The following is a 14808-nucleotide window of genomic DNA, read 5'->3' on the forward strand; positions in this document are numbered from 1 at the left end:
AAACTCGGACTTGGCACAGCTAGCCCGCTTTACAGACACAGTTCTTCCAGAACACCCTCCAACACGGCTAAACCTTCCTCCAACTGCTCATCTGTAATCACCAGCGGAGCGAGAATACGAATCACATTGCTGTACAAACCGGCGGAGAGAATCACCAATCCTCGCCGATTGCAGGCATGAACGATCTGGGCGGTCAGCTCTTTGTCTGGCTCCTTGCTCTCCTTGTCCTTGACGATCTCCAGCGCGCACATCGCGCCCAGGCCTCGGATGTCGCCTACTTGCGGGAAACGGTGTTGGAAGCGGGCAAACGCCTGCATCGTCCGTTCGCCGATCTGCTGACCGCGCGCCGGCAGATTTTGCTCTTCCATCATCTTGATCACTTCCAGTGCCGCCACACAGCCGAGCGGGCTGCCGCCGTAGGTGCCGCCGATTTCACCCGGATTGGGGGAGTCCATTATCTCGGCACGCCCCGTCACAGCACTGATCGGCAATCCAGCGGCGATCGACTTGGACATGACGACCAGATCAGGTACGACGTCAAAGTGCTCCATTGCAAACATTTTCCCGGTCCGGCCAAAACCGGTTTGCACCTCGTCGGCAATCAGCAGAATGCCGTGCTGTTCGCAGATCTGTTTCACGCCTTGTACGAACCGCTTGGAGGGAACGACAAACCCGCCCTCGCCCTGTACCGGTTCTAGAATCACCGCCGCCACATCATCTGGCGCAACATCGCCCAGGAAAAAGTCCTGAAACCGCTGCAGGATGTACTCGTCCATCTGCTCAGGCCCCATTCCCTCCGGTGTGCGGTAGTAATATGGATAGCTCATCTTGTACACTTCCGGAGCAAACGGCCCGAACTGGTACTTGTAGGGTTTGATTTTGCTGGTCAGGCTCATCGCCAAAAGCGTCCTGCCGTGATACCCTCTCTCAAACGAGATGACGGCTTTGCGTCCTGTGTACTTCCGTGCGATCTTAATTGCATTTTCCACCGCTTCTGCACCGCTGTTGAGGAAAAATGTCTTTTTGGCATGGTTCCCCGGGGTGATCTCGTTCAACTTTTCTGCCAACTGGACGTACGGTTCATACATCATCACATGAAAGCAGGTATGAATGTACTGGTCCACCTGTTGTTTTAGCGCTTCCACCACCTGCGGCGGACAGTGTCCGGCGTTCATCGTGCCGATCGCGCCGGCGAAGTCGATAAACGTATTGCCGTCGATATCGGTTAGCAGCGCCCCGTCCGCCTTGACTACAAATGTGGGGGCAGTCGTAAACGGCCCACGCGGCACGCTTGCCTCTTTTCGTGTCAGCAGTTCCTGGGCACGAGGTCCGGGAATCGCCGTGTTTAGTTTGATATACTTGGTTGCGATCGGATTCATTGCTCTATCGCTCCTTCCTCTGCTACGCCGCACCACTTCATCATGGTGAGGGCAAAAATCTCGGCACATTGAAACACCGCGTCCAATTCGATGTACTCGTTGGGATAATGGGCTACTTGCGTCACGCCAGGTCCAAATACGATTGCCGGGGTGTTGGCCAGTCTGGTCAACAGACCGCCGTCCGTTCCCCACGGGGATGCCTCAATCACCGGAGCATTCCCCATGACCTGTTGGTAGCTCTCCTGCAGCATCTGCATCAAGGGGTGATCCTCTTCGACGGCTCCCGGTACCCAGCGGGCTCCGAACCACTCCAGCTCTACGGGGTGATCGCGGAACCAGTCGTCTTGTTCCGCCAACTGCTTCAATGCCTGCTCCATCTCTGCCTTGGCGTGCTCCATCTCCTCTCCCGGAGCCACGCCCATCCGCCCCTCCATCTTGACCAGATCAGCGACAGAAGACGGCCATTTGCCTCCTTCAATCACACCTACATTGATCGGAATCGGTATGGGCAGCGTGGCGTAAAGCGGATCGCTGATGCGCTCATTGCGCTGCTTCTCCAGCCTGTTGATCGCCTGCAGCACCTGCATGCTTTTCTCAATCGCGCTCACCCCTTGGTAGCGGGTTCCTCCATGCGCTGAACGTCCCTTGATCGACAGACGGAACCACATCGAGCCCTGCTGTTTGGGAAAGATCTTCAAGTTGGTTGGCTCTGGGACCAACGCCGCATCAGCACGGTAGCCTCTCAGGATAGTGGCCAGCGTACCAGCACCCCCGCTCTCTTCTTCGACCACGCTTTCGTAGATCACGTCCCCCTTTAGCCGTACACCCAGCGCCTGCAAGGTCTGTATCGCCAGCAGCGAGGCCAGGTTCCCCCCTTTCATGTCGGTGGCACCCCGCCCGTACAACTTTCCATCGATTACGCTGCCGCTAAATGGATGATGCTGCCACTGCTGTTCATCGCCGGCCGGTACCACGTCAACATGTCCGTTGAGGATGAGGGACCGCCCTCCTCCGGTTCCAGACCATACGCCAACAACATTGGGACTGTTGGCAAAGGTGGTCCGCGGTGAGACAAAGTAGGGATGGTTGATCAACTCCGCTCCTTCCATCACCCAGAGGTCAACCTTCAGACCCATTGCCGCCAACTGTTTGGCGACCTTTTCCTGAATCGATCGCTCGTCTCCCTGTACACTGGGCTCCTGCACCCATTCCTGCAGCAGTGCAATCGCCGCTTGCCGCTCCTGTGAGAGCTGTTTGCGGATTTTGTCGCGCCAACGTTCCAGTTGTTCTGCCACACTTCCTCCCCCTTTTTGCTTTCTATCCGGTCCAGACAAGAAGCCGCGCAACTCAGCCGGGTCACTCTGACGGCAACGAACGGCTCCCTTGTGCTATCTGCATTCTCCCATTCATCCAGCAGCCAGCATTTTTTGGGACAGACAGGCCACTGTCGAGTCAAAAGATCAACCTATACGACAGTCAGCCGGAGTGAAAGCCCCCTTACCGGAATACGCCCACTTCATCAGCGATATGCAGTTCAGCCTCGGTAGCGGCTATCACATCAGCAACCGTATAGGGATGCATCACTTCGCGCAGGTACAAGCCCTCTGCCGTGACCTCCATCACTGCCATATCGGTAATGATCAGATTGGCCGCCCGCGGTGCGGTAAGCGGCAGCTTGCACTGCCGGACAATCTTGGAACGCCCTTGTTTATCGAGATGAGTGGTGAGGACCATCACCCGTTTCGCTTTCTGCGCCAACTCCATCGCGCCGCCCATGCCGGGGACTCGTTTGCCTGGCACGATCCAGTTGGCGATATCGCCAGCCTGGCTCACTTCCAGCACCCCCAGGATCGTCATGTCCAACAGACCACGCCGGATGATGGCAAAAGCAGTCGCGCTGTCAAAATAAGAGGCTCCCTTGACCAGCGTAACCGGGAAACCGCCGGCATTGCACAGCATGGGATTCTCTTCCCCTGGTGCAGGACTTGGCCCGGTACCGAGAATGCCGTTCTCTGCATGGAACAGCACAAACTTGTCTTCAGGGATGAAGTCGGCGACCAGTGTTGGAATTCCGATCCCCAGGTTGATGATCATGCCGTCCTCGATCTCAAGGGCGGCGCGTCGAGCGATTCGCTCGCGGTAGCTCTCCGCTTCTCTCACTTCTCCCACGCCCATTGCCAGTCAACCCCCTCACTTTTTACGACCAGGTCGACAAACACACCTGGCGTAATAATCTCCTCCGGGTCCAGTTCGCCGATCTCCACAATCTCATCCGCTTCTACAATCGTGACGGTGCCAGCCATGGCTACCAACGGATTAAAGTTGCGGGCACTGCTCTCGTACACCAGATTGCCATAGTGGTCGGCTCGTTTGGCGTGGACAATTGCTACATCAGCGATAAGCGGCGTTTCCAGCAGATACTCTTTGCCGGCTACGCTCACTTTTTGCTTCCCCTGCTCAGCGATGGTCCCGATGCCAATGTCGGAGAGGATCCCTCCAAGTCCGACACCACCTGCCCGAATCCGCTCGGCAAGGATGCCCTGCGGACAGAACTCCACTTCCAGCTCTCCTGCTGTCATTTGCGCACCAGCGTTTGGATTGGAACCGATGTGCGAGGTGATCAGCTTTTTCACCCGGCGTTGGGTAACCAGTTGCCCCAGTCCGATATGCGGAAACGCAGTGTCATTGGAAATCATCGTGATGTCCCGTACGCCTTTGCTCAGAATGCCGCGGATCAGGGTAGGCGGATTGCCGACCCCGCCAAACCCGCCTACCATCAGGCTCATCCCATCCTGAAAATGGTTGAGCGCTTCTTCCAGCTCCACTACTTTGTTCATGCCTTTTTGTTTCACATGCCATCATCCCTTCTCTGCTGCAACCAAACCTTCATGTTTTAGTTCCTCCTGCACGTCAGCGATTGCTCCCCGCAGCAGGTGGATCAGCTGATCTACTTCATCCCTGGCAATTACGAGCGGTGGAGCGATGATGATGGAATCGCCTGCCTGCCCTTCGATCCCGCCGACCGCCGGGTAGATCATCAGGCCTTTGTCAAACGCTCGGTCGATCACTCGTTGGGCGATCCCGTCGGACAGCGCAAACGGTGCTTTGCTGCTCTGATCCTTGACGAACTCCAGACCACACAGCAGCCCTAACCCGCGAGCATCGCCCACCAGCGGAAAGTCTACTGTCAACTGCTTCAGCTGCTGCAAAAGGTATTCTCCCTGGACAGCGGCATTTCCTACCAGATTATGTTTCTCCATGTATTGCATGACAGCCAGTGCCGTAGCAGCCGACTGCGGATTGGCACTGTACGTATGTCCGGCCATGATCGAACCGGAACCGAGGGCAATCGTCTCAATGATTTCCTCTGACACAATGGCAGCCGCCATCGGCGTATATCCCGCACTCATCCCTTTGCCAAGCGCCATCATGTCAGGCACGACGCCCCAGTGATCGATGCCAAATCGCTTGCCGGTACGACCAATCCCGGTCATCACCTCATCTGCAATGAACAGGATCTGATGGCGGTCGCAAATCTCACGTACCCGCTGATAATATCCTGCTGGCGGGACGACTGCTCCGCCGGATGCTCCGATCACCGGTTCGGCAATAAACGCGGCAATATTCTCCGCACCGATCCGCTGAATCGCAATCTCCAAGTCGTCGATACACTTGCTGCCGCAAGCGTCCGGTGAAAGTCCAAGCGGACAGCGGTAGCAATAAGGTGCCGACACATTGGGATAATCGGCCAACAGCGGCACGTATCGCTTGCGGCGCAGCACATGCCCGGACATCGAGAGCGCTCCGATGGTAATCCCATGATAGCTCATCCAGCGGGAGAGAATCTGGTTTTTCCGCTGGTAGCCCTTCTCCTGCCAGTATTGAATTGCGATCTTTTGCGCTGTCTCAGTCGCTTCGGAACCACTGCTGACAAAAAAGCTGTACATCAGGTTGCCGGGGGCCCACTCCGCCAGCTTGGCGGCCAGCTCCTCTACTGCATCACTGCTAAAGTGAGAACGGTAGGCGAAAGAGACTTTCCGCGCCTGATCATACATCGCTTCCGCTATCTCAGGGACAGCATGTCCGATACTTGCCGTCACCGCTCCGGAGCAGCCATCCAGGTAGGCTTTGCCGGTCTGGTCATATAGATAGATGCCCTTGCCGTGCGAGACAAACGGATAGGTTTTGCCAAGCTCAGGTTTGATCACATAACTTTTGCCTTTCACGCGGACCACCTCATGTCGTTACGATACCTTCATCGTAGCGCAACAGTTGGAAACTTCCATTCGCCGTGTTGTCAAAAAAAGCGTGCAAACAGACAAAATCTTTTGTACATTTTGTATAAAGACTAACAGGAGCAAGGGTGAGACGGAATGACGATTACCATACGTGAAGCACTGATGCTGCCGGATATGGTACAGAGCAAGCTGGTTGCTGGTGCCGCCGGAGTGGACAATCAGATCCGCTGGGTGACGATTGTCGAAGTACTGGAGGATACCAACCGGCTGCAGGAAGGGGAGTTCCTGATCACCACCGGTTTTGGGCTGATGGACGACGCCAAACGATTGTCGGGCTTTATTCCTTCCCTGGCGAGGAGAGGGCTTAGCGGTGTAGCCATTCACACCGGCTTTTACCTAGGGGAGATCCCTGATTCGTTGATCACGGCTGCCGATGCGTATGGACTGCCGCTGATTGAAATACCGGTTGAAGTCAATTTTTCCACCATTACCAAGGCCATCCTGCAGCCGATCATCAACCGTCAGTTTGAGACACTGGCCTATTCCCAGGCGATCCACGAGCAGATCATCCGCGTCGCCCTAGCTGGAAAAGGTCTGCCTGCCATCGCCAATGAACTGGCTCGATTGACGGATGGCCGAGCTGTGATTGTTGACACGTTTGGCTATCAACTAGTCGCTTCTCAGCAGAGAGCGGATACTGCTCACGGGATAAAGGAACCGACACAGACCACAGAACGAGATCCAGGCTCGATCACGCGTGATCAAGAGATAGATGCGGAAGTGCCGCTTGCCGCAGCTGAACTCAAAACCGGACAAGCTATATCAGCAGGAGAGGATGGACAGGAAGCGGTGACGCATTCGGTACCGATCCAGACAGCAACGGAGACCTACGGCTTTTTTTCCCTGACCAAACCGCACGCAGAGTGGCAGGAGCTGGATCATATTGCCTTACAGCATGCAGCGACGCTCTGTGCGCTGGAGTTCGTCAAAGAACGGGCGATTCGCGAGACGGAGTGGCGGATGCAGGGAGATTTTGCGGAAGAGATTTTATCGGGTACTGTTACTTGGAGCGCAGAAGAAGATGCGCGCAGCCGTCTGCTCGGCTACCCGCTAACCGGTAGTCATATCGTGGCTGCACTGCGGCCGCAATCGGGCGCTACAGAGAAAACGGGCCAGCATCACCATCAGCTGACCACGTTATTAAATCGGCTGGCTATCCGGCACCGAACTCCCTACCTGCTGCGGGAACGCCCCAGTCATCTGTTGTTGATCATGCCGGATCAAGCGGCCAGTCTTGCTCTGTTGGAACGCTTGGCTAGACGGTGGACGGCCCTCTCTCCTGCGACTCCTCTCTACATTGGGGTAAGCAGAGGGAGACAGAACCTGCCCGACCTGGCAGAGGCGGCAGACGAGGCTGTATTTGTGCTGCATGCTTATCCATTGTTGGCTCAACCGCCACAACCGCTGCTGTATGAACAGATGGAAGGCTATCAAGTGTTGTTTCCTTTTCATCGAAAACCGGAAACGCTGCAGCAGTTGTGGCAGCCTCTGCTCCAGCCATTATTGGAATACGACCGGAGATACAACCAACAGCTATTGGAGACGCTGCGGGTCTACCTGATGCACAACGGGAACGGTCTGCAGACATCGCAAGCGCTTTACATCCATCGGCATACCCTGAAATACCGGATCCAGCAGATCGAAAGCAAAACAGGGATTGATCTGCAGCATGCCGGTCAACGCTGGCAGCTGCAGCTGGCTCTGATGGCTTACCGACTGCACGGCTTGCTCTATCCAGCTGCGGACAAATCCGGAACGCCTGGCACCGGTTGATTATTCCCAGGTCGGGCGGAACGACTTGACCCAGATGTTCATATCTTCAAAGCCAGAAAAAATGACGCAGTTGTTAATGAGCCGACCTCGGTAGGTATATCCCATCTTGGCAGCCGTTATGTTCATCCCATGAGATTGAGCACGCGTCAAGGTATAGAGATAATAAATCCCCATCGCCTGCAGCTTCTCCTCCAGAGCGAAAAACAGCGGCTGCAGCAAGCCTCGTCCGGCGTAGTCGGGATGGGTGGCGCAATCGGTCATCTCTGCCGAGCCAAAAGCGGGCGTCACTTCTGCCGAAGCAGCACTGACGATCTTGCCGTCCGCCTCTACGACGCAGTAGTGAGTATGCTCACGCATCGTTTTCCGGATATACGCGGGGTCATCCATCGGCGTGGGATAAACCGGAAACACCATTCGATACAACTGCGCCAGTGCCTCAGCGTCTGCTTCCACACCATCCCGCAGCCGGTAACCGACAGGCATGGTTTGATTTGCAGGGGCCTCTGCCTTTTGCAAACTGATATGGATGATCTCATCTGCCAGTTCCACTGCGGAAGATGACGCTCGTTCATCTGTTAAGAACCGGGACATCATTTGGGCATTTTCTCCCTGAAAAAAACCGTCAATCACACCTTCTCTACGGTAGCCTAGCTCTTCCCATACGGGTAGGTCAGCCTTCTTGGCATAGACGATCAGTTTGGTCAAACACTTCTCTTCTGCCAGTTCCCCCAGGTAATCATGCAGCTCCCTCAATCGAGCGCGATCATAGCGCAGGACGCGAATACGCTGGTTCGGTTCGTCAACAATCCATTGCTGGCCATCCATCTGTCGTGCTTGGTCAGGTGTCGACATGAAAAACCCTCCTCCTGTGAAGCAACGATACCTACAACTGCTTCCATTCTAATCGATAGGGAAGCAGCATCTCATCCTACACTCTGTACAAAAATTTTTCAGGGTTCCATAGGCCAATGCGGATTCTTCAACATAAGCTACTATTAGATTCTAGGCAAGGAGGTACCCGTAATGGCAATCTTGGAGACCAATAACAGCACCATGATCGTGCTGATCCTGTTCATCCTGTTGGTAATTCTGTTGCAATCGTTCTGAATCCCATCACTGTCGGCAACAGAGTCCTGATGGCAAATGATGGTCATCGCGTAAGCGAACGTCCTCTTTACACCCACCCTTACCTAGCTTGTAAAAAAATGGGTGATTCCGTTCGTTCAGCCTGGGTCGCGGCCAGCATATGCATGTAACAACGGCGTGAGGAAGGAGGAACCTCTGTGAGACCGTGGATCTTTGCGCACCGCGGCGCTTCCGCCCGCCATCCGGAAAATACCCTGGAAGCGTTTCGTGCCGCGATCAGGCTGGGTGCGGACGGGATCGAACTGGATGTGCAGTTGACGAGTGACGGGGAAGTAGTGGTCATCCACGACCCCTGGCTGGATCGGACGACTGACGGGACTGGCCTGGTGCAGAACCGCACGTTTGCCGAGCTTCGCCGCCTAAGCGCCGGCAGTTGGTTCGATCCCCGCTTTTCCAAATCAAAGATTCCTAGTCTGCGTGAGGTATTGGCGTTGGTGATGCCAACGCGGATGCAGGTGATTCTCGAGTTAAAAAATTTTTTCGTCCCTCAGCCGGAATTGGAAAAGCGGGTGGTCGAGCTGCTCCGCATCTATGAAATGGAGCAGCGCGCGATCATTTCATCGTTTAACTTTAACAGTCTCTTGCACATCAAAGAACTGGCCCCTGCTGTCCGCACCGGACTTCTATATATCGGTCATCTGCATGAACCGTGGGATATTGCACGGCAGTACCAGACAGAGCAGCTTCACGTCCCCAAAGAAGAAATCACGCCTTCCCTCATCCGACAGGCACATCGCCACAGGTTAGAGGTGATCGGCTGGACGATCAACAGCTCACAAACGATATTGCGGATGCGAAAGCTGGGGATCGATGGGATCATCACCAACTATCCACGGCGGGCACGAAAGGTTCTCCACCCGAAACTCGACTCTGGTTAAACCACGACGTACAGGCGGATGCATAGAAATACCGGCATGCCAAGCTTCGCATGCCGGTATTTCTATCGATTTTTCTGCAATCCTTCGGGGTGGGAGGGAGATGTCCCACCCCGCCATTCTTCGCAGGCTGTGAGTGCTCTCTCCCCTGAGTAGGACACATCTGACTGCATCAATGCATCAACCCTATCCATTTGAATCAACCTTATCCTCTTAGGAGACGCTATCCATCTTAGAGTGGAGACCAGTATTTCCCCTGCCAACTGTCGCGCCTTCTGAGTTCAGCGTCGATCCCGTTCAACACCTCCCATTTTTTACGGCTCCACATCGGACCAATCAGCAAATCCGCTGGCCCATCTCCTGTAACCCGATGCACGATCATTTCTGGAGGAAGGATTTCCAATGTATCGACGACCAACCTGATATACTCCTCCTGAGAAAGGAACTTCACTAGGCCCTGCTCATACTGCTTCACCATTGGCGTATGGCGCAGCAAGTGCAGCAGGTGGATCTTGATCCCCTGTACGTCCAGATGCGCTACAGCCTGTGCCGTCTCCATCATGTCCCCGTATGTTTCACCCGGCAGCCCGTAGATAATGTGGGAGCACACCCGGATGTTGCGCTTCCGCAATTTTTCTACTCCGTCCAGGTAGCACTGGTAGTCGTGTCCCCGGTTGATCAACCGTTGTGTCCGCTCATGGATCGTCTGCAGCCCAAGCTCAACCCATAGATAGGTACGCTCATTCAACTCGGCAAGATACTCCACCACATCGTCGGGAAGGCAGTCTGGGCGTGTCGCAATGGACAACCCGACTACTCCCTCCTGCCGCAGGATCAATTCGTACATGTCACGCAGTTCCTCCAGCGGTGCGTACGTGTTGCTGAAGGCTTGGAAATAGCCGATATACTTGGCACTGGGCCACTTCTCATGCAGGCGCGCCTTCACATCGTGGAACTGTTTTTCCAAATCCATTCTCCGATCACCGGCGAAATCGCCTGAACCACGGGCACTGCAAAACGTACAACCGCCAACTGCCGCCTTGCCGTCCCGATTAGGGCAGGTAAATCCGCCATCGAGCGGCACTTTAAACACTTTTGCGTGAAACTGCTGTCGAAGGTGATGGTTCCATGTATGATAACGCTTGTCGCCCCAGGTGTGTACGTCGACAAGCTTTTGCTCGCTAACCTGTTTCATGTTTGTCTCCTTTCCCACCTCTTGCCGCTCTCCGCTCCGCCCTTCCTTGTTCCGGTTCATCAAGCTGCGCGGAAACGATCGACAGACCTGTCTTACTAGCATAGCAGATTTTGCTTCTCTTGAGACAACAGCCATCCTGTGAGATGTTTCCTACTCACCAGCGGACGCAAGAAAAGAACCACGGGATGGTCTCCTGTGGTTCTTTTGCACGTTCGACGTTGGTTTGAGGGATAGTGATTCTCTTTTATTGCTGCAACTCCTCGATCCGAATCGCCCGGGTATGAGTCGTATGAACCCACACTTTGTTTTTCTTGGTGAAAAGTGCGTACAGAAATACCGGTATCCAGGTCACAATAAAAATCGGCAAAACAAGGTAACCCAGATAAGCCTTCAACGGCAATCTTTCCTGGTACAAGGCAATCAGTGGCAGCGCGTAGGAAACAGTAGCCAAACCGTAGACGTACCAGGTGGGGAAGATGTTTTGCATGCCGATCAGTTCATTCCAGTCAAACAGATTGCCTATAGTCAAAAACGACAAACAAAAGATAATCAGCACATACATCGGCTGAAACAGGTAAAACGCAGCATCCAGCATGCCCAGACGTCGCGAGAACAGTCCGTTGCCGATCAACTTGGCCAAGTAACGACTGGCCACGTCATAATGCCCCTGGGCCCAGCGCAGTCGCTGCCTCATCGAAGCAGCCAGACCGATTGGTTTTTCATCGTAGACTTTGGTATCGTGGGTCCATGTAGGATAGACACCGCGATCGATGCAGCGAGTGGAGAACTCCAGATCTTCGGTCAGACTGGTAGCACCCCAGCCCATTTCTTTTAACAATTTGCTCTCGATGCAAAATCCGGTTCCGCCCAAGGTGTTGGGCAGTCCGAGGTTGTAACGAGCCAACTGCCACATCCGATTCATAAACCAGTAAGACATGGCATATGACAAGGTTACCCAGGAATCGTACGGGTTCTTCGAATCCAGGTACGCCTGAATCACGCGATCCCCTTTACACAAGCGTTCATTCATTACCTGCAAGAAGTTTTTCTCTGCCAAGTTGTCTGCGTCAAACATGACTACGCCATCGTACTGTCTGGGCATCGCCCACAGATTTTCCAGCATCCACTCGATGGCAAACCCCTTGCCCCGCTTGCTGCTGTCAAAACGTTCAAATGCATATACACCGTGGCTGCGGGCAATCTCAGCCGTATCATCGGTACAGTTGTCGCAGATGACAAAAATATCGTAAAGCTCTTTCGGATAGTCCAACTGCTTCAAGTTCTCGATCAACGGAGAAATAACCGCGCTCTCGTTATGTGCGGCAATCAGGACGGCAAATGATTTTTCTGGTTTGTGCACCATCGCCTCTTTTTTTTCTGAAAACCCCGTTGCAGGAGACCAGTATCTGATACGTACTGATCAATCCAATTGCGACGTTTACCCCAATGAAAACTCCCTCAATAAGATCCTTCCAAATTGTCATCTCTTTATCTCCTTAGCCTACCCACAGATTTCAGAATAACCACATTTTGTTATCTCTCTAAGCCCTAAGTGCGAGTTTACATCAAGCATGATTTCCCCGCAATCATCCAAAAGTCGTGAAAAGGGAATATTTTCTTATTTTATACGACACTGTTGTGAAGTCTTGCGCTCTGTCATATCCAATCTCGTTGTTTTGACGGATTTTGCGGGTTGCTTTTTTCAAATGACCGCTGCCACAGAGCAGCAAATGAAAAGTCACCTGTATCTTCCTCAATATATATTGACGTTTTAGCCGATGGAAATGTTTCACTTTTTTTGAACCAGCGCCCGAGTTATTGGTTCTACTATAGTGTGGAAGGCAGACTAGGAAAAAAGTGGGAGACGAATATGGACATAAGAACAACAAAAAACCTCACCAAAAATGATGAGGTCTGGGTATATACTGTTCATTCCATTCAAACGAACGAGCGTCCCCTTTTAATGGAAGAGATCTACATGTTGATAAATTGCTGCAATAGCTGATTAAACCTGTCACGTTCTTCCCAGAAAGCTCCATGACCGCTGTAATGAAACGGAACAAGCTGTGAATTCCGTATGTTTTGATGTAGTTCCTGAGCTTGTGCAAATGGAATTACTTTGTCGTGTATGCCGTGAATGATTAAAGTAGGAACAAATATTTCTTGCAGATCAGCAGCAAGATTCTCATCTCTTAGTAAAATGATGATTGCCGCGGTTGACCAACCTGCCGCTTGTAACCCTAATTGGAGAAACCACTCTGAGAAAGGACCGGTAATATACTGAAAGAAAAAAGTGTCTGTTACTCCCTGCATCATCTTAGGTCTGTCATTTAACGTTTCGGTAAGCAATTGATTGGCCGTTTCCGTTGTAAAACCTACGGGAGCTGCAGCGTCTACAAGGACAAGATTGGATACTCCGCAACCATTGTGCCTGGCCATATAACGAATCGCGATCGCTCCACCCGTTGAGTGACCCACGATAGTAATGTTGTCTAATTGAAGAGTGTCAATTACAGCGCGGATATCATCTGCCAATCGGTTGTAATGATAGCCACTCACAGGTTTGTCAGACTGACCGAATCCCCTCCAGTCGATACCAATGCATCGATAACCCATTGCAGGAAGAATAGTAAACTGGTATTCAAACTGCTTATGGTTTAATGGCCAACCATGTATAAACAGAATCGTCTTGTTGCCCCCCGGGTTCAGATCTTCTACATATAATCGTACACCAGGTTCGACCATCACAAAGTAACCCATCGTGACTCCTCCATATGGTAATGTAGTATCAACAATAGGATACTCACCTAGGCAAGCATAAGTGTATGTGAAGGAGCACTGCTGCCCTCGATTGCTTGTATGAGAGTCTGCTTCTTCCCCATGCTTTCAAGCCTTCCGTTTATACAATCGCAGGTTGTGGCAAATCGTTATTTCTTTACATTGGAGATGTGTAAAAGCGCAGTATGTAGATGGTGGCAACTTTTTTGGAAGGCTGGGTGTTGCACTTGATCCGTACGATGAACTGAAAGTCATCCTCTCACTAGAGTATTCCAGAGAAGCCGGTAGATGACGGCAGAGTACGTGGAATGGAAGGGGAATAAGGGGTGATAAAAGCAGGGTATCCTGTACAATTGATTGTGATGGGGCCTCGGCCATCTATTGGGGAAACCGCTCCACCGATTCGTCCCCAATTCATCCTCAACTAAGCTTATTGCCCCTCTCACATCTTTCCCTACAAATAAAAAAACCTTGATTTCTCAAGGGATTTGCGATGGAGCGGGTGACGGGAATCGAACCCGCGCTGTCGGCTTGGGAAGCCGAAGTTCTACCATTGAACTACACCCGCAAATGCTGGAATAGGTAAAGGGAGTGAAACAGGTAAGGAATGGTGCGGTCGGCGAGACTCGAACTCGCACGGGTCGCCCCGCCACCCCCTCAAGATGGTGTGTCTGCCAATTCCACCACGACCGCATAAATATGGCGAGCCTACCAGGACTCGAACCTGGGCACCTGGTTCCGGAGACCAGTGCTCTATCCTCTGAGCTATAGGCTCGTAGCAAGTGGCGTCCCAGGAGAGATTCGAACTCCCGACCGACCGCTTAGAAGGCGGTTGCTCTATCCGACTGAGCTACTGGGACAGATCATCTGGAGGGAGTACCCGGATTCGAACCGGGGATGAGGGTTTTGCAGACCCGTGCCTTACCACTTGGCTATACTCCCACATCAATGGGGCGATCGATGGGATTCGAACCCACGAGTGCCGGAGCCACAATCCGGTGCGTTAACCCCTTCGCCACGACCGCCATATATCCTGTTCAAGAATGGCAGGGGCAGTAGGAATCGAACCCACACTGAAGGTTTTGGAGACCTTTGTTCTACCATTAAACTATGCCCCTGTGGTAGCGGCGGAGGGGCTTGAACCCCCGACCTTTCGGGTATGAACCGAACGCTCTAGCCAGCTGAGCTACACCGCCATAAATCCTGAACAGTTTATTTTGTTAAATGGCGGAGAGTGAGGGATTCGAACCCTCGCTACGCTTACGCGTACTAACGGTTTAGCAAACCGTCCCCTTCGGCCTCTTGGGTAACTCTCCGCGATGGTCACACCTTCAAAACCGGATAACAGAAGTATAGAACAAGGA

At 53.0% G+C, this 14808-nt stretch carries 11 protein-coding genes, 9 tRNA genes and 1 pseudogene; 2 read left to right on the top strand and 19 right to left on the bottom strand.

The annotated features are described in order from the left end of the window. Positions 1 to 29: 29 nt before the first annotated feature. The 5 genes from gabT to LOK74_RS11790 all read right to left on the bottom strand — a co-directional run bounded on the left by gabT (position 30) and on the right by LOK74_RS11790 (position 5605). Positions 30 to 1379, bottom strand: coding sequence for a 4-aminobutyrate--2-oxoglutarate transaminase (gene gabT, locus LOK74_RS11770; protein ID WP_230046802.1), 1350 nt, complete (start codon positions 1377 to 1379; stop codon positions 30 to 32). Beyond that, the gene (locus LOK74_RS11775; RefSeq protein ID WP_420908764.1) at positions 1376 to 2674 is read right to left on the bottom strand and encodes a peptidase; all 1299 of its coding nucleotides are present in this window, start codon (positions 2672 to 2674) and stop codon (positions 1376 to 1378) included. Before LOK74_RS11775 ends, gabT begins: the two co-directional genes overlap by 4 nt. A gap of 202 nt (positions 2675 to 2876) precedes the next feature. Then, positions 2877 to 3554, bottom strand: coding sequence for a 3-oxoacid CoA-transferase subunit B (locus tag LOK74_RS11780; protein WP_230046803.1), 678 nt, complete (start codon positions 3552 to 3554; stop codon positions 2877 to 2879). Beyond that, entirely contained in the window at positions 3536 to 4216 is a 681-nt protein-coding gene (locus LOK74_RS11785) for a CoA transferase subunit A (RefSeq protein ID WP_230046985.1), read from the bottom strand. The genes LOK74_RS11780 and LOK74_RS11785 overlap by 19 nt, the downstream gene beginning before the upstream one ends. A 21-nt stretch (positions 4217 to 4237) precedes the next feature. Further along, on the bottom strand, positions 4238 to 5605 hold the full coding sequence (locus LOK74_RS11790; protein ID WP_338148656.1) for an aspartate aminotransferase family protein: 1368 nt from the start codon (positions 5603 to 5605) through the stop codon (positions 4238 to 4240). A gap of 147 nt (positions 5606 to 5752) precedes the next feature. On the opposite strand from LOK74_RS11790, the gene LOK74_RS11795 reads away from it, so the two are divergent. Continuing rightward, positions 5753 to 7450, top strand: a complete 1698-nt coding sequence (locus LOK74_RS11795) for a PucR family transcriptional regulator (protein ID WP_230046805.1) — start codon at positions 5753 to 5755, stop codon at positions 7448 to 7450. On the opposite strand, the gene ablB is transcribed toward LOK74_RS11795, so the two are convergent. After that, positions 7451 to 8302, bottom strand: coding sequence for a putative beta-lysine N-acetyltransferase (gene ablB / locus LOK74_RS11800; RefSeq protein ID WP_230046806.1), 852 nt, complete (start codon positions 8300 to 8302; stop codon positions 7451 to 7453). Between the two features lie 143 nt (positions 8303 to 8445). Continuing rightward, positions 8446 to 8604, bottom strand: coding sequence for a hypothetical protein (locus LOK74_RS11805; RefSeq protein WP_230046807.1), 159 nt, complete (start codon positions 8602 to 8604; stop codon positions 8446 to 8448). A 129-nt stretch (positions 8605 to 8733) separates the two neighbouring features. On the opposite strand from LOK74_RS11805, the gene LOK74_RS11810 reads away from it, so the two are divergent. Further along, entirely contained in the window at positions 8734 to 9474 is a 741-nt protein-coding gene (locus LOK74_RS11810; RefSeq protein ID WP_230046808.1) for a glycerophosphodiester phosphodiesterase, read from the top strand. Positions 9475 to 9703: 229 nt separating this feature from the next. Here LOK74_RS11810 and mnmL read toward each other — a convergent pair whose 3' ends face one another. From mnmL to LOK74_RS11870, 12 genes and pseudogenes are all read right to left on the bottom strand, one after another. Next, positions 9704 to 10666 (bottom strand): tRNA modification radical SAM protein MnmL/YtqA, encoded by a 963-nt coding sequence (gene mnmL, locus LOK74_RS11815; protein WP_230046986.1) that lies wholly within the window; start codon positions 10664 to 10666, stop codon positions 9704 to 9706. A gap of 244 nt (positions 10667 to 10910) precedes the next feature. Further along, a pseudogene (locus LOK74_RS11820) lies at positions 10911 to 12150 on the bottom strand (glycosyltransferase family 2 protein). Positions 12151 to 12640: 490 nt separating this feature from the next. Then, on the bottom strand, positions 12641 to 13426 hold the full coding sequence (locus LOK74_RS11825) for an alpha/beta fold hydrolase (RefSeq protein WP_230046809.1): 786 nt from the start codon (positions 13424 to 13426) through the stop codon (positions 12641 to 12643). 512 nt (positions 13427 to 13938) lie between these two features. Then, a tRNA-Gly gene (locus LOK74_RS11830) sits at positions 13939 to 14012 on the bottom strand. A gap of 40 nt (positions 14013 to 14052) precedes the next feature. Continuing rightward, a tRNA-Leu gene (locus LOK74_RS11835) sits at positions 14053 to 14137 on the bottom strand. A gap of 7 nt (positions 14138 to 14144) precedes the next feature. Further along, positions 14145 to 14219: transfer RNA gene (locus tag LOK74_RS11840), tRNA-Arg, on the bottom strand. A gap of 8 nt (positions 14220 to 14227) precedes the next feature. Then, positions 14228 to 14304 (bottom strand) — tRNA-Arg (locus tag LOK74_RS11845). 8 nt (positions 14305 to 14312) lie between these two features. After that, positions 14313 to 14386: transfer RNA gene (locus LOK74_RS11850), tRNA-Cys, on the bottom strand. Between the two features lie 7 nt (positions 14387 to 14393). Next, positions 14394 to 14469 (bottom strand) — tRNA-His (locus LOK74_RS11855). A gap of 19 nt (positions 14470 to 14488) precedes the next feature. Further along, positions 14489 to 14562: transfer RNA gene (locus tag LOK74_RS11860), tRNA-Trp, on the bottom strand. A gap of 1 nt (position 14563) precedes the next feature. After that, positions 14564 to 14640, bottom strand: a tRNA-Met gene (locus LOK74_RS11865). Between the two features lie 29 nt (positions 14641 to 14669). Continuing rightward, positions 14670 to 14760: transfer RNA gene (locus LOK74_RS11870), tRNA-Ser, on the bottom strand. Between the last annotated feature and the right edge of the window lie 48 nt (positions 14761 to 14808).

The sequence above is a fragment of the Brevibacillus humidisoli genome (assembly GCF_020923435.1).
GTDB classification, from domain to species: domain Bacteria; phylum Bacillota; class Bacilli; order Brevibacillales; family Brevibacillaceae; genus Brevibacillus_E; species Brevibacillus_E humidisoli.